At 42.3% G+C, this 19,458-nt stretch carries 17 protein-coding genes; 8 read left to right on the top strand and 9 right to left on the bottom strand.

All coding sequences use genetic code 11. The features are described from left to right. Positions 1–93: 93 nt before the first annotated feature. The 3 genes from GGD38_RS08260 to GGD38_RS08250 all read left to right on the top strand — a co-directional run bounded on the left by GGD38_RS08260 (position 94) and on the right by GGD38_RS08250 (position 2,574). Positions 94–1,152, top strand: coding sequence for a sensor histidine kinase (locus GGD38_RS08260; protein WP_375298481.1), 1,059 nt, complete (start codon positions 94–96; stop codon positions 1,150–1,152). After that, on the top strand, positions 1,139–1,840 hold the full coding sequence (locus GGD38_RS08255; RefSeq protein ID WP_375298482.1) for a LytR/AlgR family response regulator transcription factor: 702 nt from the start codon (positions 1,139–1,141) through the stop codon (positions 1,838–1,840). The genes GGD38_RS08260 and GGD38_RS08255 overlap by 14 nt, the downstream gene beginning before the upstream one ends. Before the next feature lie 221 nt (positions 1,841–2,061). Further along, on the top strand, positions 2,062–2,574 hold the full coding sequence (locus GGD38_RS08250) for a hypothetical protein (RefSeq protein WP_375298483.1): 513 nt from the start codon (positions 2,062–2,064) through the stop codon (positions 2,572–2,574). A 9-nt stretch (positions 2,575–2,583) separates the two neighbouring features. Here GGD38_RS08250 and GGD38_RS08245 read toward each other — a convergent pair whose 3' ends face one another. From GGD38_RS08245 to GGD38_RS08230, 4 genes are all read right to left on the bottom strand, one after another. Continuing rightward, positions 2,584–3,387, bottom strand: coding sequence for a universal stress protein (locus GGD38_RS08245; protein ID WP_375298484.1), 804 nt, complete (start codon positions 3,385–3,387; stop codon positions 2,584–2,586). A 15-nt stretch (positions 3,388–3,402) separates the two neighbouring features. Further along, a complete protein-coding gene (locus tag GGD38_RS08240) occupies positions 3,403–3,621 on the bottom strand; it encodes a hypothetical protein (protein WP_375298485.1) in 219 nt (72 codons plus the stop codon). A 77-nt stretch (positions 3,622–3,698) separates the two neighbouring features. Then, positions 3,699–5,078 (bottom strand): ATP-binding protein, encoded by a 1,380-nt coding sequence (locus GGD38_RS08235; RefSeq protein ID WP_375298486.1) that lies wholly within the window; start codon positions 5,076–5,078, stop codon positions 3,699–3,701. Continuing rightward, positions 5,078–5,773 carry a response regulator transcription factor gene (locus GGD38_RS08230; protein ID WP_375298487.1) on the bottom strand — a complete coding sequence of 232 codons (696 nt, stop codon included), beginning with the start codon at positions 5,771–5,773 and terminating at the stop codon, positions 5,078–5,080. The genes GGD38_RS08235 and GGD38_RS08230 overlap by 1 nt, the downstream gene beginning before the upstream one ends. A 219-nt stretch (positions 5,774–5,992) precedes the next feature. On the opposite strand from GGD38_RS08230, the gene GGD38_RS08225 reads away from it, so the two are divergent. Next, positions 5,993–7,630, top strand: coding sequence for a tetratricopeptide repeat protein (locus GGD38_RS08225; protein ID WP_375298488.1), 1,638 nt, complete (start codon positions 5,993–5,995; stop codon positions 7,628–7,630). Positions 7,631–8,363: 733 nt separating this feature from the next. Here the strand turns inward: GGD38_RS08225 and GGD38_RS08220 are convergent. The 4 genes from GGD38_RS08220 to GGD38_RS08205 all read right to left on the bottom strand — a co-directional run bounded on the left by GGD38_RS08220 (position 8,364) and on the right by GGD38_RS08205 (position 14,986). After that, a complete protein-coding gene (locus GGD38_RS08220) occupies positions 8,364–13,310 on the bottom strand; it encodes a LamG-like jellyroll fold domain-containing protein (RefSeq protein ID WP_375298489.1) in 4,947 nt (1,648 codons plus the stop codon). 915 nt (positions 13,311–14,225) lie between these two features. After that, the gene (locus GGD38_RS08215) at positions 14,226–14,402 is read right to left on the bottom strand and encodes a hypothetical protein (protein ID WP_375298490.1); all 177 of its coding nucleotides are present in this window, start codon (positions 14,400–14,402) and stop codon (positions 14,226–14,228) included. A gap of 9 nt (positions 14,403–14,411) precedes the next feature. Continuing rightward, complete coding sequence (locus GGD38_RS08210; RefSeq protein WP_375303753.1) at positions 14,412–14,699, bottom strand: hypothetical protein; 288 nt, start codon at positions 14,697–14,699, stop codon at positions 14,412–14,414. Positions 14,700–14,752: 53 nt separating this feature from the next. Next, positions 14,753–14,986 (bottom strand): hypothetical protein, encoded by a 234-nt coding sequence (locus tag GGD38_RS08205; protein WP_375298491.1) that lies wholly within the window; start codon positions 14,984–14,986, stop codon positions 14,753–14,755. A gap of 194 nt (positions 14,987–15,180) precedes the next feature. Between GGD38_RS08205 and GGD38_RS08200 the strand changes: the two genes are divergently transcribed. After that, the gene (locus GGD38_RS08200) at positions 15,181–16,314 is read left to right on the top strand and encodes a bile acid:sodium symporter family protein (RefSeq protein ID WP_375298492.1); all 1,134 of its coding nucleotides are present in this window, start codon (positions 15,181–15,183) and stop codon (positions 16,312–16,314) included. Between the two features lie 202 nt (positions 16,315–16,516). On the opposite strand, the gene GGD38_RS08195 is transcribed toward GGD38_RS08200, so the two are convergent. Next, positions 16,517–16,891, bottom strand: a complete 375-nt coding sequence (locus tag GGD38_RS08195) for a winged helix-turn-helix transcriptional regulator (RefSeq protein WP_375298493.1) — start codon at positions 16,889–16,891, stop codon at positions 16,517–16,519. A gap of 248 nt (positions 16,892–17,139) precedes the next feature. Between GGD38_RS08195 and GGD38_RS08190 the strand changes: the two genes are divergently transcribed. The 3 genes from GGD38_RS08190 (at position 17,140) to GGD38_RS08180 (ending at position 19,456) form a co-directional block, all read left to right on the top strand. After that, positions 17,140–18,003 carry an SDR family oxidoreductase gene (locus GGD38_RS08190; protein WP_375298494.1) on the top strand — a complete coding sequence of 288 codons (864 nt, stop codon included), beginning with the start codon at positions 17,140–17,142 and terminating at the stop codon, positions 18,001–18,003. Positions 18,004–18,028: 25 nt separating this feature from the next. After that, positions 18,029–18,730: a DsbA family protein gene (locus tag GGD38_RS08185; RefSeq protein WP_375298495.1), complete on the top strand. Its 702-nt coding sequence runs from the start codon at positions 18,029–18,031 to the stop codon at positions 18,728–18,730. Positions 18,731–18,883: 153 nt separating this feature from the next. Next, complete coding sequence (locus tag GGD38_RS08180; RefSeq protein WP_375298496.1) at positions 18,884–19,456, top strand: YceI family protein; 573 nt, start codon at positions 18,884–18,886, stop codon at positions 19,454–19,456. Positions 19,457–19,458: the final 2 nt, after the last annotated feature.

Below are 19,458 nucleotides of genomic sequence, written 5' to 3'. Positions count from 1 at the left end.
GGCGGTGGGTGCCTGGGTACTATTATTGTTTTTGTACTGGTTTACTGGTTGTTGAAGGGATGCTAGTAGTTATTGTGGTACTTTTATGGTATTGTGAAAAGAATACTGCTTCATGGTATCTTCTGGCTGGTGTATCTGTTGCAGGATACCGTGCTGGAATTTGTTTGGGTTGGGCCCGCCCTTAAGGACATTCCCGAAAATATCCAATTCTGGATGGCGTTTAAAGCCGCCATTGCCGCGGTGCTTTCTAAATTACTGTTCACTTATTTTGCTTTGTATGTTGCCATTAAACAGATCATAAATGGCAATGTAGGGCTCAACCGCATTATGTTGCAGGTTGCTGCGGCTGTTATTATTACCATTGTTTTACACCGCATTGTATTCGTTTATTATATAAACCCGGTTATTTATCATGGGGTACTAAAAGAGCGGCCCATACTTAATGTATTGGGCATATTGCTGGCCATTATGGATATTGGCTTTGTTTCGGGTGTTGCCATTATTTTGAAATTGCTGCGCATACAATTGGCTGCCCGCGAACGCGAAAAGAACCTGATTAAAGAAAAACTGGAAGCAGAATTGAAATTCCTGCGGCATCAAACCAATCCGCATTTTTTATTTAATACGCTGAATAATATCTATGCGCTTGCCCGTAAGCGATCTGAGCATACGGCGGAAGTGGTAATGCGCCTGTCGAAATTGTTGCGGTTTATTTTATATGGTTCAAAAAGTAACCTTATTTCCATTGCCGATGAATTGAAAGTACTGGATGATTATATTGAATTGGAAAAAATGCGTTACGAGCGCCTTACCATTCAATTTGAGCGGGAGATTGATGAAAATACCCAACAAATAGCGCCGCTGCTTTTGTTGCCATTTGTTGAAAATGCATTTAAACATGGGGCCAGCGAAAGCCGGTTCACTTCTTTTATTCGCATTCGTGTGCAACTACAAAAGGGCATTCTTATCTTTAATATAGAGAACACCAAGGAAAATCATACGTCAGAAGAGATCCGTGATAATATTGGGTTGCGCAATGTTCGCCGGCAACTGGAACTGATGTACAAAGAGTATGATCTGCAATTAAAGAACGAACCCAATATTTTTTCAGTACATCTGTATATAAACCTAACCAGCTATGCACAGGTATAATTGCATTATTGTTGAGGATGAGCCCCTGGCGGCAGAAGTGTTGAAAGATTATGTTTTACAAATTCCCTTTCTGGAATTAAAGGGGATATGTACCGATGCCTTATACGCTATGGACCTATTGCAAAATGAAAAGATAGACCTGATGTTCCTGGATATTCACCTGCCAAAATTAAAGGGACTCGATTTTATAAAGACACTGAAGAAACCACCGCAGGTTATTATTACCTCTGCCTACCAGGAGTATGCGCTGCAGGGTTATGAGCTAAACGTTGTTGACTACCTGCTAAAGCCCATCGAGTTCAGCCGTTTTGTGATGGCAGTAAACAAAGTGAAAGAAAGAGAAACAGCAAGTGCCGTACCCCTGGCACCGGCTACAGAAAGAGCTGCTTTATTCTTTAATGTAAGCAAGAAGCGGGTAAAGGTGTATATCGATGAGATCCTTTTTATTGAAAGCCTGAAAGAATATATTCGCATTACTACAAAAGACAGATCTATTCTCACCAAATATCAATTGGGCCAAATTGAAGAAATGCTGGCAAGGAATGGCTTTTTGCGTATACACCGTTCTTTTCTGGTGGCCAAAAACAAGATCGATGCCTTTTCAGCCACTGATGTGGAGATTGCAGGTAAGCAGATACCTATTGGTAGAAGTTATAAAGAAATTGTAATGGAAATGATTGGTGGGTAAGCACAAGTTGACATGTTGACAAGTTGACAAGTTGACAAGGCCGCAAGGTTGAGTACTTCGACTGTCCGAAACTGTTCGCAAGGCCAAAAGTTTAGGATCCTGGTATCAGGTAACTGGTAACCGGTACCTGCCGTATGTATGTGGAAAGTCGCATTTCGTTGAAAAGTTCGCGTGGAAAGACTGCGTTTCCATAATTTGAGCATTCACCAAATGCTGCTGTCATGACAACCGTTCAAACCGTATCAGATTACCGGCAACATAATGCAAAACCTTTACTAAAAACAATTGCCTGGGTGGGCTTGCTGGCGGGCACCCTTGATATTCTATCGGCCTGTTTACAGGCATACATTGCGCGGGGAATTAGTGCTGAAACCGTACTGCGGTTTATTGCCAGCGGCGCTTTTGGCAAACCGGCCTTTACCGGTGGCTGGGAAATGCCATTAACAGGTTTGCTTTTCCATTATATAATTGCATATAGCTTTACTATCCTGTTCTTCCTGTTGTATTCTTATATAAATCTGATGAGGAAAAATATTGTTCTAACAGCTGTAGTATATGGCGTATTTATATTTGTGGTGATGAACTTACTTGTGCTGCCTTTAACCAGAATAACACGCGCACCCATTAAACCCGATAAAGCAGCCATTGCCACAGGTATATTGATAGTCGCAATAGGATTACCGCTTTCTATTTTTGCCCGCAGGTTTTACCAGCATAGAAATTTGAACAATTAAGCAGCGATATTATCTGTTGAAAACACATAACACCGGCATTCTTGCATGATTGATGATCCTTTGTGAAAAGGGGCCAATAAAGAATTGCTTGTTGGCCACATCTACCGTGGAGGAAACTACCAGCAGATCGGGCATTCCTTTGTCTGCGCGGTCAAGCACTTCTTCACCAATATTCTTGCTATAACTGTAACTAACTGCATATTGCACCGCATCGCGCCAGGTGCTTTTTAATTCGGTAGCTATTTCAGAGATCTGTTTTACATCGTGCTCTTTTCTGTCAATGGAAATACCCAGCAGTTCAAAATTGCAATCGGGGTACATTTGTATAACCAGATCGCTGATGAATTGGTACTTTTTAAAGGCGCCTAATGTGGGCCGTAAGGGAAAAAGTACCTTGTTAAAGTCTTGCCAGCGTTTGCCTTCGGGGACGATCAACACCGGACATGATGCATGTTTAATGGTATAATATGTATTTGAGCCAATAAAGAGGTCGCGGTGTCCGCTGGCGCCATAAGCGCCCATAACAACCAGGTCGGGTTTTATTTCGAGTATGAGTTTCGCAATGGTTGGGCCAATAAACCCTTCTTTGAATAATACGGTTGTATCAATCCCATGCTTTTGCTTTATGTTGTCGGCGATAGCATGCCCTATTTGATTGGCATTTTTATAAGTTTCTTCTGAAGTATAAACCGTATCGTCAATGTGCAATATTATTAATGACGCATTATTTCTTTTTGCGATAACTATCGCCGTTTCCAATGCATTAAACGATGCCTCGCTATAGTCCATAGGGATTAAAATATTTGTTATCATGAGGCCGTGTTGTGATCATTTTTTTCGGGGTACGGATGGTGATGGCGAAGCGGCCGGTTTTGTTGTGTCGATCTTACGGGTAAGTTCTATTACAACCCCTTTTAATGAATCGTTTTGTAATATAAGTTCTCTATTTGTCCACCTATAATCGATGGTTTGCTTAAAAAGACAACCGCTTACAGCTACGAGCATTATGACTAATGCAAGCAGGCATGTGTAAACTGAGCGTCTCATTTTCATTGTTGCTGTTCTTTCCTATGCAATTTATCTTCTGCCTATTATTGGGTAATTAATAGTGCGTTAGAAGTTTATTAGAATTTAGCAGTAGGCAGGGTCACTACAAATTCCGTGCCTTGCCCCGGAGCAGAATTTACTGTAATATTTCCCTTATGAAGTTTGATAATTCGATTGGCCAGTGACAAACCAAGGCCAAAACCCGCCTGTTGGCTGGTACTATTAACCCGGTAAAAAGGTTGAAAGATATATTTTAATTCTTCATCAGGTATGCCCATGCCTTTATCAATGATGGCTACGGTAATACTTTCCGGTTCTGCCTTCAGCTTAATAACAGCTTTATGGTCGGCAGAATATTTACAGGCGTTTGTAACAATATTCTTAATAGCGGTGAATAACAGTTCTGCATTACCAAAAACGATCAGTTTTTCTTCTTCGGCCGGCATATCGTCGAACGATAATACCACCAGGTAATCGGCATTGCTTTTTTTGATCTCTGCAGGCAGGCTCATCAGTATTTCATCCATTCGAACAGGCAATATATTCAGGCCGCCCGCGTCGCCCGAAGCTTGTGCAAATTCAAGCAGGGTTTGGGTTAGTTTACTCAAATGACGAACGTCCTGGTATACCGATTCCATTACAACACGGTATTGTTGCGCTTCGCGATTCTTTTGCAGTGATACTTCCAGCTGGCTCGAGATGGCCGTTAAGGGGGTACTCAGCTCATGCGATGCATTGGATACAAAACGGCGTTGGGTCTCAAAGCTGTCCTGCAACCGGTTCAGCAGGCGGTTAAGGGTTTCCGACAGGTAATGCCATTCGTCTTTTGCCCGGCCGGTACTAATGCGCCCTGAAAGATTATGGGCCGAAATTTCATTGATGTCATCGGCAATTTTCCTTACGGGCCGCATAAGCCGGTCGGAAAAAAAGTAGCCGCCCAAAAAGGTGATGATGATACCCGAAAGAAAGCTTAGCCATAAGATGTTCCGTAGCTGCCTGATCTTGGCCTTTCCTTCTTCATCATAAGCCGCCGTAATAGCCACAATGCGGGTATTGGGTGTTATATAATGATAAGCTACTGCTTCTTTATGCCCAATGTGAAAGAATATCATACCCTTTACACGGGCATCATCAAGTATATTGGTATCGATGGTTACTGTATCAACAATCGCATCGCTGTAACTATAGATCTTTTTGTTCAGGTAATCATAGGCCTGAAAGGTTTTGTCTTTCATTGCCAGCATGGTAGAAGAATCTATGCGGCGAATAAGCGCCTGGTCAAATACCTGCGATTGTCCTAATAGCCGGGCAAGTGTAATGGCCCGGTTCGATAAACGGGTTCGAATATTTTGCTGGCGTTGGGTATAGGAAAAATAATAAGCGGTTGCGCATACCATGGCAAGGATCACAAATACTATAAGGCAGAATAATAATGTTATGCGCAGTTTAACGGGCATCAGCGATCATTTTCCTTTAAAATATAACCCATACCAACATGTGTCTGGATCAGCTTTCGTTCGTAGGGTTTGTCAATTTTATTACGCAGATAGCTTATATACACATCGATGATATTGGTGTTGGTATCAAAATCAATATCCCACACATTCACCGCTATGGCCGCCCTGGATACCACTTTGTTCTTGTTTCGCAAAAGATATTCCAGTAACTGAAATTCTTTGGCGGTTAAATTAATAACATCGCTTCCCCGTTTTACCTCTTTGCTATCGAGGTTCAAAACAAGGTCCGCGGCCTTTAATAAATTGCCTACCGGTACCTGGTGGTTCATGGTGCGCTTGAGCAGCACCCGTATTTTAACCAGCAATTCTTTGAACTCAAAAGGTTTTACAATATAATCGTCGGTGCCGGCGTCGTACCCTTCAATTTTATCGTTCAATGTGCTTAACGAGGTAAGCATAATGATAGGTATATGGGTGTTGTGGGCCCTAATTATCTTGGTGAGCTCATAGCCATTGATACCCGGTAAATTTATGTCAAGGATAACCAGATTGAAATCGTGCACAAAAAACAACCGTTCGCCTATTTTACCATCATAAGCCACCTCAACGTGGTACCCATTTTCGGTAAGTCCCACATTCAACGTATCGGCAATCTTTTGTTCGTCTTCGATGATCAGGATCTTTGTTTCTTCCATAATCTTTAATTACAGTGTACACGTACTCAACCACATTGATCTTACAATTGCGAAGGTACTTCAAAATATTTCACTACCAGCCATATAAGCCTTGTTGGGGTACCTTCGGCCACATTAAAGGCATGTTCTAATGCACTTCTAATTCGGGATTAACAGCAGGCTAATTCTGGTAAAATAAGTTTGACAACCCTATTAAAAAAATGCGTAAAAGAAATGCTGATGAAAAAAGGACCGACTTTATTAGTGTGCGCTATGATGTCGCTTGGTGCCACAGCTCAAACTGTACAGGATGCAAAAAAAATGATTTACTACGAACGGTATAGATCCGCATCGGACCAGCTGCAGCAAATTGTAAAGGCCGAACCTGCCAATGCCGAAGCATGGTACCTGCTTACCAAAGCAAACCTGCAATCTAACGACGCTGCTGCATTGCAAAGTATCTTATCTCAAAGTACTGCTCCCAAAGATGAGCCCTTTTATCAGGTTGCCTACGGAAGTTATTTGTTGAACAAAGGGAATAAAGACAGCGCCCGCTTATATTTTGAGAAGGCGCTTGATAAAACCAGGGAGAAGAATGCCGACATCTTAGCTGCCATAGCCAATGCCCATATAGTAGCCAAAGCAGGCGACGCAGCCTATGCAGCTCAATTGTTGGAAAAAGCCATCGATCGCGATAAAAAAGAGGCTGCTTTATATACCATGATGGGCGATGCACAGCGCAAGCTGGGCAATGGTTCTGAAGCCTACAAAATGTATATGGCTGCCCTGGATAAAGACAAACAAAATGCGGCCGCATTATACCGCATGGGGAAAATATTCATTTCGCAGAAGAACCCCGAAATGTACCTGAAGTACTTTAATGATGTACTGGCGGCTGACAGCAGTTATGCCCCTGCTTTGTACGAACTGTACTATCATTATTATTTCACCGAGCCGCAAAAGGCCATGTTCTACTTTCAGGAGTATGTTGCCAAAAGCGATTATAATAAAAACAACGACGTATTATACACCGATCTGTTGTACCTGAACAAACAATACCAGGATGCCATTACCAATGCGCAACAGTTGATGAGCAAGCATAATGGCGACTCTATGCCCCGCCTGTACAAATTAATGGCTTATAGTTACATGGGGCTGAAAGATTCGAGCAATGCGCTGGCAAGTATGGACCGGTATTTTGCAAAAGAAGTGGACAGCAATTTTGTTGCAAAGGATTTTGAAGTAATGGCCGATCTGTATGCAAGCATAGATGGAAAAGAAGATTCTGCAATTGTGTATTATCAGAAAACTGCAGATAAGATCAAAGACAAGCCTGAAAGATTCCAACTGTACAAGAAATTGGCAGACCTATATAAAAACAAGAAAGACTATGCAGGGCAGGGGCAATGGCTTGGTATGTATTATCAGGATAATCCAAAGGCAACGAACATCGACTTGTTCAACTGGGGTATTGCTCACTTCAAGGCGGAGGATTTTGTAAAGGCCGATACCGTATTTGGAACCTATATACAAAAGTATCCTGACCAGGCATTTGGTTATTACTGGCGCGCCCGTACCAATTCCTTAAGCGATTCAACGATGGAAAAAGGTGCGGCTATTCCATGGTACAACCAATTGATAGCCATTCTTGAGAAGGATCCCAACAACAAGACAAACAAAAAGTGGCTTATTGAGGCATATGGCTATCTGGCTGCCTATGAAACCAACCAGGCAAAGGATTATAAAACAGCTACAGAGAATTTGAAGAAGATTCTGGCTATTGATCCGGAAAATAAAGACGCGCAGCAATATATTTCAATACTTGAGAAGAAGATCGCTGCAGGCAACAAATCGGGTAGTAGTACCGGCAACAATTAGCATCTCAAGTTTCAATGCTCTTTTTCTACAGGTCATAGGCGGGTTGTCCTTAATTGGGTAGCCCGCCGTTTTTTTGCTGGGGCCCATGTCGCCAATGGACATAATTGTCGCTTTTATACATTTCTTGATTTAGGTTAAAACATATAATTTTTTTTAAGTATTACTGTCGGAGTATTTTTTATTTAAAAAAATATTTTACATTTGACTACCCAAATACATTAGTCCTCTTTACACCTTGATTGTTAAACCTGTATTTCCTGCCTTATCAGTTTTCAACCATTAGTATCATACATTATAAGATTCCCCCCGATCAATATTTATTGTTAAAACACCCCACCCTAATTCGTATATCCGGTTTAATTATTTTACCGCAATAATTATTTGTGGTAACTGCCCTTATCTGCCAATATAATTATCAACTATACATTTTATATAAACAGTTCTTTGCAGGGCATCGTATGCTCCTGATGGAATTGTATTACCTGATTATACCATGAAAAACCCATGATAACGCCCATATATAGTAGCCCGTGTATCCTGTACTGGTTAAGGTCAGCTTTTTTTAAACTCTGGTTAGTTGGAACGTTTTGCTAGCGAGGAATAAGATCCTTATCTGTAATCATCAGTTTTTGATGGCTACATAAACCACAAGCTGAACTTATGATATGAAAAACCAAAGGTGACCCCATGTAGCAGGGTCACCTTTTTAGTTGGTGTGAGTATGAAGAGAAAATTATCGCTGTATCATCAATTGCTTAACTTTTACTTCTGCAGCTGTGATCAATTTCACAAAATAAATACCGCCGCTCAGCTCACTGGTATTCATTGCATAAGTGAGTAATTGGTTGGCTGTTGTTTCACCAGTGCCTACCACCTTTATCAGTCGACCCTGGGTATTGTATAACTCTACGCGATATTTACCTGGTTTGTTCAGCGCAAACGCAATGGTGCATTGGCTGCTGGCCGGTGTTGGGTAAATGATGAACTTTTGCTGTGCGTCAACAGGTACCTGTGGTTGATTGCCATTGGTTGCCACGCGGCCATTATTTGTTTCGCAATCGCCCAGTTCGCCGCCAATCAATTGCAGAATAGGAACTGCCAGTTTACTTACACAAAGCTCAAAGTCATGATAGCATACGGTAATATGCTGGTTTCTGTATCCACAACGTACATCTTTTACATGCAGGTTTACTGAGGTTGTAGCTGAACAACCAAACACATTTGTCGCTTTTGCCGTATAGGTGTAATCGCCGGCACTTGTGGGTGTAAATAACGGGTTGGCAATGGTTGAATCGCTTAATGCCGTTGCCGGTGTCCAGTTATATTGTGCAGGTGTTACATTGGTGGCAGTTAACTTTAATTGTTGTCCGCCATAACCCAGGTAAATAGTATTTACATCGCGGCCGGTATATATAGGGCTGATGCGGCTTACCGTAATAGCTGGTGCCGGAACAGAGCCAATAACAGTTACTATGGCTTTAGCCGTTGCGCTGTTATTATTGGAATCAATTACGGTTAATTGTACTTCATTATCGCCAATGTTTGCACAGGTAAAGATATTCTTGTCAACCAATAATTGTTGAATGCCATATTGATCGGCAGAACCATTGTTGATCTCATTGGCGCTTATGCTGGCTGTGCCATTGTTTAAAGTAACTGCAATGTTTTTGGTAATAGCAGTAGGAGGCACGGTATCAATGACCTTAAAGAACCAGGTTGGTCCTGTTGCAATTTCGCCATCACGCACCGCATCTACACGCCAGTAGTAATTGCCCAGTGTGCCGGCATTGGGTAATGTAAACGATGTGGCCGTAATGCCGGTTGTTTTTTCTTCAAGGCTATCGGGCGATGCGCCTATATATACATTATAGGTTTGTGCTTTTCCTTTCCAGCCTAAATTAACAACGCCATAGGCAACACTATCGCCATTGGCCGGCTGTGGATCGGTTACTGCGGTTATTAAAGGATTTCCATTGTATAGTGAGGCAATTTCAGCAGGTGTTAATGCATAGTTGTACAAACGCACATCATCCATTACATCGTGAAATGGTTTATTCTCCAGTGAATTGCCTATCAATAATGGGGTGGCTTTACCAGTAGTGCCGCTGGTGCTGTAAGTTTTTGAACCGGCCTGTACGCCATTGATAAATAGCTTTATCTGTTTGGCTGCTGTATCTTTAATGGCAACAATATGCGAGAAGTTGTTATTGAAGATATTGAAAGCTGTTGCTCTTTTCAGGCTTACGTCGATATTGCTTTTTGTAGAAGCATCGTCAATGGCAAACGTAAGTATACTATCCTTCAACTGAATGCCATACCATTTGCCACCCGGGTCGGCGAATTGCCCTTTGTGAACCAGGTAACAATCTTTACCTGAATTATAATTGCTATTGCCGCTGGTAAGTTTTACCCATAATGAAACAGTAAATGAGTTTGCATCGAACAGCAATTGTTCTGCATGTGGCACGCTCACTGCACTGGCTGCAACGGGGTTAAGGTATTGTAATCCGTTACCAAATTTACCAGTGGTAAATGCAGCTTCGGGCATATTTATAACGGTACCATTTTGATGATAGTTGCTGTTATCGGCAACGATGGTGCCGCTGGTTTCATCAAATTTCCAATGACCTGTTATGCCCTTAGGCGATACGGCCCTGAACCACCAGATAGCACCCTGGGTAGTGCCGGCGTCGCCTTCTGCATCTACACGCCAGTAATAATTGGTTTTGGGAGTTAAGTTGCTAACTGCAAAGCCCGGGTTATTCAATGCTACATCGCTAACGAAAGTAAGGTTGGTTGAATCGGTTCCGGTATACAATTTATACTTGTTGGTTTTTAAACCACCTTTCCAGCTAATACGTACGCTGTCGCCATAACCTTCCAGGGCGGCGCCGTTTGTAATTGAAGGACTGTATGGCTGTAATGGCAATGGACTGGTATGATACAGGCCAAGTACTTCATCAGCGCTGAGTGCATAATTATAAATTTTCAGTTCGTCGAGCGCGCCTTTGTAGGGTGCCGGTTTATTGGCGGTAGATACAAACTCAAGTGCGCCAATATCACCTATGATGAGGTCGCTGGCTTCGCCAATGCCGGCATTGGCTTTTGCAATGGCTGTTTCTTTAACCAGCGCGCCATTCATGTACAACCGCAGTTTTTTAGTAGCCGTATCGCGAATGGTGGTCACATGTACCCAGTTGCCGGTAAAGAAGGGCGTGCCATCGGCTTGTAATTCATCTTTACCACCACCATTGGCATCGTTATCGTCGTCAATGGCAAACCGAAGTTGTTTGCTTTTGAATTCAATGTCGAAGCGTTTACCGGTAGCGCCGGTAGCAGCGTTGCGGGTAATAGAACCTTTGCAAAGCAGGTAGGCACTGGTGGTGTTATCAGTGGGCAAAAGGGCGGCATCGGCCTTCATCCAAAATGATAAAGAGAAAGAACCTTTATCTAAATACAAATGGTCCTGGTGCGGAACATTCACCACGTACATATCAACATTGGCTGTTGCGAAATCAAGCGCGTTGTTTATTTTGCCGGCAACCCGAATATTTTGGTTGTCGTCGTCGAGCCCTAATACCCCATGGTCCTGGTAAGCAGAAGAATCGGTTACCTGGCGGCCTTCGGTTTCATCGAAGCTCCAATGGCCAACTAAACCCAATGGAAAGTTTCTGGTTGTTCTGAATTTCCACACCGGGCCTTGTGTAGTTCCTTTGGCGTTAGTTGCATCTATACGCCAGAAATATGTTACGTAATCTGCAAGACCCGTAACAGTACACGATGCACTGGCGGCATAAGGGACCTCATTTTTTTTTACCAGGTTGCTGGTATCTGTGCCGAAGTAGATGGAATAGGTTGTTGTATTGCTGCTGCCGGTCCATTTTAACGTTACTGCGCCGTTGGGTATTTCCACGTATTGACTACCATTTGATGGCGTAGGTGTCGCTGCTGCTGTTGGTGCAGAAGGTAATGGCGGTGTTTTTGTGCTAACCGCTGTACTATAAGACGAAACGTCCGTTGCATTCACTGCTTTTAACCGGTAATAATATGTGGTGTTTGGCGTAAGCCCAATGCTATCGCTGTAAGAGGTAGCATTTGCAGCAGGATGCGCCATGTCAGTATAATTCACGCCATCGGCAGAACGCTCCAGTACAAAGTGATCTTCGTTGGTGGCATTGTCGGCCCACTGAACAACGATTTTACTATAGGGTGCGGGTAATTCAAACGAAGAAGCGGTTAATGTAACATTGGTAGGCGGTCTTATAAATGTTGAAGGTGGGTTATCAGTAAGGGTATTGATGTATACTTCAATGTTCAGGTATTGCGGATTTACTGCATTGTAGGCAACAGCATCCTGCGCATTGTTTTTGTTCAACCCATTGGCATCTTCCCAGTTATCGGGCATACCATCATTGTCGGTATCTAACGGGGCGGGTGCGTTGAAAACAGCGCCAACGCCGCCATTGGTAAATGGCAGGTCCGATTCGCGGTATACATAAAAACCTTTTGTGCCGCGCGAGCGTACTTCTTCGGCCAATAAGGAGTCAACCTGATCGCGACGGGGATAGCTGGCGCCAACACTGTCAATAACCCAAGCATAAGCCTGTTCGGCTGTGAACAAAGGATTCGCCTGCGGGTAGGGGAATGGCTGGGGCTTGAACCCATCGGCACCTATGCCAGGATAGCCAATGGTATCGTAGGGCACCAATGCTCCGTCAGAAATGCCATTTTGATTATTGTCGAACATGTTACCAGCGCCATACAGGTAAAAGGTACCGGTACCGCGGGAAAATGGTGTTGTTTTATTGGGCGGTGTTAAAGGACCACCCATAAAATAGTTATTTATGATATTTACTTCCGAAACACCGGATGAGCCGCCCATGATATATGCATCGGCCGACCACCCATAGTTGAGGTTATCGCCAAGGCGGTTACCATTACCCCAGTCGTACACCACATTGTTTACAAATTCATTCACCCCTTTTACTTTAGGGTTGCGCGTTTTATTGCTGATGTACAGGTTTCTGATCAAACTTACTTTACCACCGTCGGGTGTTTGAATGAGGCCGCCTGCCGAGTGATTTTCACGGTGTAGCCCCTGCGCAATAATAGAGTTTTGAATGGTGATGTTATCGGGGGCGGTGCCTTTGCTATCCCAGTTAATGGAGAACACTTCATCCATTCCCCAGCTGAACGACATATGATCGAAGATCATATTAGCGCCATTGGCAAGGCCAGCGGCATCTTTACCGCTGTTATTGGTAGCGCCTAATCGTACCCGCAAATAGCGACAAATGGTATTATTTGCGCCGGTGAAGGTTACGCGTTTATTGAATAGAACAATACCATCACCCGGGGCTGTTTGTCCGGCAATAGTTACATTGGCGGCAACAACAACATCAGAGGTGAGGTTGATGATGCCACCAACGGCAAAAACCACAAAACGACCAGGAGTGCTAACGGCTTCACGAAAGGAACCCGTACCACTGTCGTTTAAATTGGTAACCACATAAACCGAAGGCGATGCTACACCTCTTGCCCCGGTGGCGAAACGCCCGAAACCGGTAGCGCCGGGGAAAGCAAGTGTTTGAGCATGAGTTTCAATAAATGAATGGATAAATAGAAAAGAAAGTACTGCAAAGGCGATCGCTTTGCGTTGACGTAAGGCAAAATTTCGCATGGCAATTAATTATGGAATGGTGTTATTGGCAATCGTTTATTGCACACTGTTTCCGGTATCTGCAATTGTTACCAATGTTAAATAATTGCATTTGTTGTATTGTCCTGCACTATCCTGAGATAACCTCATCTGCAACTCAGTATTTGAAAGGTTTTCTCAAAATGTGGTGTTCACCAATTCGGATTTTCACATGTTTTTTCAATATGCAGCTAACACCAGCTAAGTATTTGAAAACTTTTTCGAAATAATTGCCTTCCTAAGTCATTTTTTGGTGTCACTAAGTTAGTTTCACCCTTGCCGAAGTAAGTATTTGATTTAAAAAGTTAGTTTGAAGTTATCCGAAGCAAGTTTGAATTAAAACCAATTGAGTAATAGCCTACACCCGATCAGGTGAAGGCTATCATTTTTCTGGAGAAGGCTATCACCTGATTGGGGAAGCCCTAAAACTGATTGATGACAGCTGTAACTTAATTGGTGGGGCTATAATTTAATTAATGGAGGCTAATATTTGATTGGTAGGGGTCATCTTTAGCTCGGCGGCGCCCAAAAATAACTTGGTGAGCACAAAAACTTGTTTGGTGGAGCTTAAACCTGACTTGCGGAGGCATTACCTCAATTGGTGATAGCCTATACCTGATTGATGAAGGCCTTCACCTGATCAATGATCGCCTTCCTTAACAGAGTTAGGTCTTAACCTGATTGGGGGAAGGCCTCAAATTGATAGAAGGAGTCAAATATAAAGTTTGGCGAAGCTAATATTTAGTTAGTGAAGTCAGTAAATGAATAGGTGAGATCAAAACATGAATTAGGTAGTTGATAAAATGAATTGGTTGACTCACATTTTGAGTTGGTAATAGCAAAAACTGAGAAGGGAAGGGTGAAGTGTTATATAATGAAAGTAAACAGTAAGAGGTGCTATGCGTTCTTTGCTTTGGCTTCAGTGGCATTTATTAATTCTAAAAAGGCCTTCGCATACGCTACCTTTTCTGGGAATAGAGTATCCTTTGTTGCGAGCTTAGAAGCAACTTCCTTCAATAAAGCTTTTTGCGCAGCTTTCTTTTCGGTTAATGGTATGTTTTGCTTCTTGTTCATATAGTAAATTTATATTATTTTTTGAAAATAAACAACCTGGTACTTATTAAGTGTCTTGTATTCTTCCATATATCCTTGAAAATCATTCAGTTTAAAACCTCCCCAGAATTTATATTCCTTTGCAAGAAGCTCCCAATTTTTGTTCACAAAGTTTTTATAAATGGTTATTCTGCGATTGGCATTTTTACAAACAGAAGGTACGCATTTCTTTTTGCAATTGGGCCAGCACTTTTGGGGATAGGAGTCAATACTATCACTTCCTGCTACCATTACCATTGCTCCTGGATAGTTATTCATAAAATGAGGGATAGTACTTAATACTGTATTAAACACTTTATAGGTATCGCCATTTAAAGAGAGATATCATCATCCTGAAATGTATTATTTTCCTGAAAGGTGCCAAAACCAAGGTTGTAAATTGATTTATTTTCCCTTGAGCCTACATATTTAAATTCGACAATTTTCACAATCTGCCTTTCCCCTTCACTCATAAAATAATATCTGGTTATTGTTGAATTCTTTTCAAATTCCTCAAACTCATAAACATTCTCCGATCTCGTCATATGCAGCAGTTTCGTCCGCATATATACGATATATTATTAAATTATTTATTTTGACATGTGTTAAATACGGATTTGATTTTTGTTTGAAGGCCTTATTGTAGCTTGTTACATATTCCTACGCAACGTTATATGCATTTTTTTCATCTACACGGTTACAAAATTGTCAATCGTACCACTTCCATATACTTAGTGACTAGTAATAAACGAACTGTCTGATGGTATTCAAGATCGCCCTTCCTGTAGCTGCCGTATTTCTGATCGCTTTTGTGGTGTTCAGTAGTTTGAATGGCGTTGAAAATGCAGGTCCCTGGTTAATTGCCACTTTTCTGTTTCTATCAATTGGTTTCAGGCCATATGCTGCATTGCGGGGCTTTACTTTTACCATGATCATTTTTGCAGCAGTAACCACTGCACTCTATTATCCGCAGTATTTTCAAAGCTGGGATGGGTTAAAGCTTACCACGCTGTTTACCCCTTTATTACAGATCATTATGTTTGGTATGGGCACCGAAATAGGCATTAAAGATTTCGCCGGCGTTATTAAAATGCCTAAGGCGGTACTGATCGGGTTGTTTGGCCATTTCACATTTATGCCACTGGCCGGTTATGCCCTTGCCCGTATTTTTAATTTTCCACCCGAAATTGCCGCCGGTGTTGTGTTAGTGGGTAGTATGCCTTGTGGAACCGCATCTAATGTAATGTCGTACCTGGCCAATGCAAACCTGGCATTGTCGGTAACACTTACTGCTATTGCCACTTTACTGTCTCCATTCTTAACACCGTTGTGGATGAAAGTGCTGGGCGGACAATTCATTTCGGTTGATGCCAGTGCTATGATGTGGGATATTACCAAAATTGTTGTAATACCCATTGGTGCGGGTTTGCTGTTCAATCGTTTTTTTAAGGGCAAACTGTTGTGGCTCGATAAAATTATGCCGCTGATCTCTATGTTTGGTATTGCATTTATAATTGTGATCATAACCGCTACCGGTCGTGATAGCCTGCTTAAAATTGGTCCGGCTTTAATTGTTTGCGCCTTTATTCATAATAACACCGGCTATTTATTTGGATACTGGATTGGCAAACTCTTTCGTTTACCCGAACGCGATGCCCGTACCATTGCTATTGAAGTGGGTATGCAAAACAGCGGTCTGGCCTCGGGGTTGGCAAAGGAAATGGGTAAAACTGCTACGTTGGGATTAGCCCCGGCTGTGTTTAGTCCGTTAATGAATATTACCGGGTCGTTATTAGCCACCTATTGGCATAGACGGAAGGTGAGTGAAGGAGACTCTTCAAAACAGGATTTTGAGGTGAAAGGGGAGTTAGAGGTTGATAGGATTGCGAGTTAACAAGTTGACGGGTTGACGAGTTGACAAGGACGAGTTGAAAAGTAGATAAAGGTGATGGAGTTGATAAAGAGGAATACAGGGAAATGAAGAATGAAAAACAGAGAAATTAAGAAGTAAATTCAGAAGTTGACGGGTTGACGCGTTAACTGAATACTGAACAACTCAATAACTCATCCAAAGACTCCCAATAAGTAGAAACTAACTAACTCGCTTTTTTCTGCGAATACTTCTCCCTGTTCTTCAATATGCAATCCATATGTTGTTCCGCCCAAAGCGCCAGTTGTTCAATATGCGGTAATAAACTTCTGCCAAGGTCGGTTAATTCATATTCAACCCTGGGTGGTATCTCGGGATACAGTTTCCTCGATATAAGTCCATCTGCCTCCAGTGACCGCAATGTTACCGTTAACATCTTTTGCGAAATATCGCCAATCTGCTGGTTCAGCTCATTGAACCGCTGTTTTCCTATATGCCCAAGGATTGAAATGATCAGAATACTCCATTTATCACCAAAACGATCGAGAATATGGCGGATGGAACAACTGGGAAAATGTTTTTTTTCGCTACTATTTTTCATGTCATAACATTGATAGTCAATAATACTTACCTCGAAGTAACTGGCTCACTGGAAAGTAAGTTCTTTGTTGGTATTAACTTACTTATTAGCTTTGACTCTCCAAAAGAGAGTAAGAAACTAATAGGATGCAAGTTAAAACAAAAATATAAAGTTCACAAGTTCATCGCCAAATTGCACAAAAAAACACTTATAAGTTGCACGAAATGAGTGATATGTGTAAGAATAGCGAAAACTGTAAATAATTAAATATGATATTGGTTACAGCAGCTACCGGGCACCTTGGAACCGCCACCATCGATCAGCTTTTAAGCAAAAACGTACCCGCGGGTCAAATTGCCGGCCTGGTTAGGGATGAAAAAAAGGCCGAAGGTTTGGCCGCGAAAGGTATCAGCCTTCGAAAAGGCGATTACCATGATGCCGCTTCCCTGCAAACCGCTTTTCAGGGAATAGATACCCTGGTTTTCATTTCATCGGGTAACATTCACGACCGGGTAGCGCAGCACCGCAATGTGGTTGATGCAGCAAAAGCAGCCGGGGTAAAAAATATTATTTATACCAGCGTACTGAAAGCATCTGCGAATCTGAAGTTTACCGCTGGTATCGATCACTACCATACCGAAAACTTTCTGAAGGAAAGCGGCATTGCCTACACCAGCTTACGTAACACCTTTTATATAGAAGTACTGCCAGGTTTACTGGGTGGCGCTTTACAAAATGGTCAGTGGTATTATGCTGCCGGTAATGGCAAAGCAAACTTTGCCGCCCGTGCCGATATGGCCGAGGCCATTGCCAATGTAGCCATTGCACCGGCTGCACATGCCAATAAAATATATGAGATCGCAGGCAACCACTCCTATACTTTCCACGAAATCGCCGATGTATTAAGCAAGGTTACCGGAAAAACAATTCAATATATCCCCGTTTCGCTCGATGCATTGAAAGAAGGAATGAAACAGGCAGGTGTGCCCGAAGCGTATATACCCATGTATGCCGGCATTGCCGAGGGCATAAGCATAGGTGAACTCGATTCCAATGATAATGCGCTTGAAAAATTATTACAAAGAAAACCGATTACCCTCGAAGCGTACCTGCCTAAAGTATTAGGCATCTAAAACAAGTAGCAAAAAACAATATAGTATGAAAGTAGAGATCTGGTCAGATGTGATGTGCCCGTTTTGCTACATTGGCAAACGGCGTTTTGAAAATGCATTGAACCAACTGCCGTTCAGTAACGAAATTGAAGTAGAATGGAAAGCGTTCCAGCTCGATCCTTCTATTAAAAAAGAACCTGGTAAGAAAATACATGAATACCTGGCCGAAAGAAAAGGTTTTTCGGTTGAAAAAGCCAAAGAATTGAATGGTCAGGTAACTGGCATGGCCGCTGCCGAAGGTTTGCAATATAATTTCGACAAGGCTGTTGTGGCCAATTCGTTTGATGCACACCGCTTTGCCAACCTGGCAAAGAAAAATGGTAAAGGGCTTGAGGCCGAAGAAAGCCTGTTCAAAGCTTATTTTACCGAAGGAAAAGATATTTCCGATCACGATACCCTAATTCAATTAGGTATCGATATAGGGCTCGATGCCGCAGCTGTAAAACAGGCCCTGGAAAGTGATGCTTATACGAAGGACGTTCAAAAAGACATTGCAGAGGCTGAGGAATTGGCCATTCGTGGCGTTCCGTTCTTTGTAATAGACCGTAAGTATGCGGTTTCGGGCGCACAGGCTACCGAAACCTTTGTACAGGCGCTGAACCAGTCTTATACCGAATGGAAAAAAGAAAATACACAGTTCACAACCATTCAGGGAGAAGTTTGTTCTACCGATGGTGATTGCAAATAAGATCAATGATCTATATTTGCTTCCCTTCCTAAACGGCGTACCATAAACGATTGCACATTTTGATTTTAGCCATGTGAATTTTTCCAGGTGAATATTACCCGGAAAGGTTACCATATCATTATCTCTATACATTAATACTCAAACAATAGAAACATGAAAAAAGCAACTATCATCGCAGCCTTATTGATCGCATCTACAGCAACAACATTTGCACAAACCTGGTCTATTGACAAAGCACACTCAAGATTAGGTTTTAATGTAACTCACATGGGTATCTCTGAAACAAGTGGTTCATTCAAGATCACCGATGCAAAGATCACTTCATCAAAACCCGATTTTTCTGATGCTGTTGTAGAATTGACTGCTGATGTTAAAAGCGTAAATACCGAAAACGAAATGCGCGACAAACACCTGCAAGGACCCGATTTCTTCGATGCAGAAAAATATCCTACCCTTACTTTCAAAAGCACCTCTTTCAAAAAAGTTAGCGGTAAGAAATATAAAGTAACCGGCGATCTTACATTGCATGGCGTTACCAAACCTGTAACTCTGGATGTTACCTTCAACGGAAATGTTGAAAACCCAATGAGCAAAAAGCAAATGGCTGGTTTCAACATCGCTGGTGTTGTTAAACGTTCTGAATTCGGTATCGCTGCCAGCACGCCTGCTGCTATGCTGGGTGATGGTGTTGTATTGCAAGCAAGCACTGAATTTGCAAAAGACTAATA

This window comes from Niastella sp. OAS944, assembly GCA_024809215.1.
In the GTDB taxonomy this organism is placed as follows: Bacteria; Bacteroidota; Bacteroidia; order Chitinophagales; family Chitinophagaceae; genus Niastella.
This window is presented reverse-complemented; position numbering and strand designations above follow the sequence as displayed.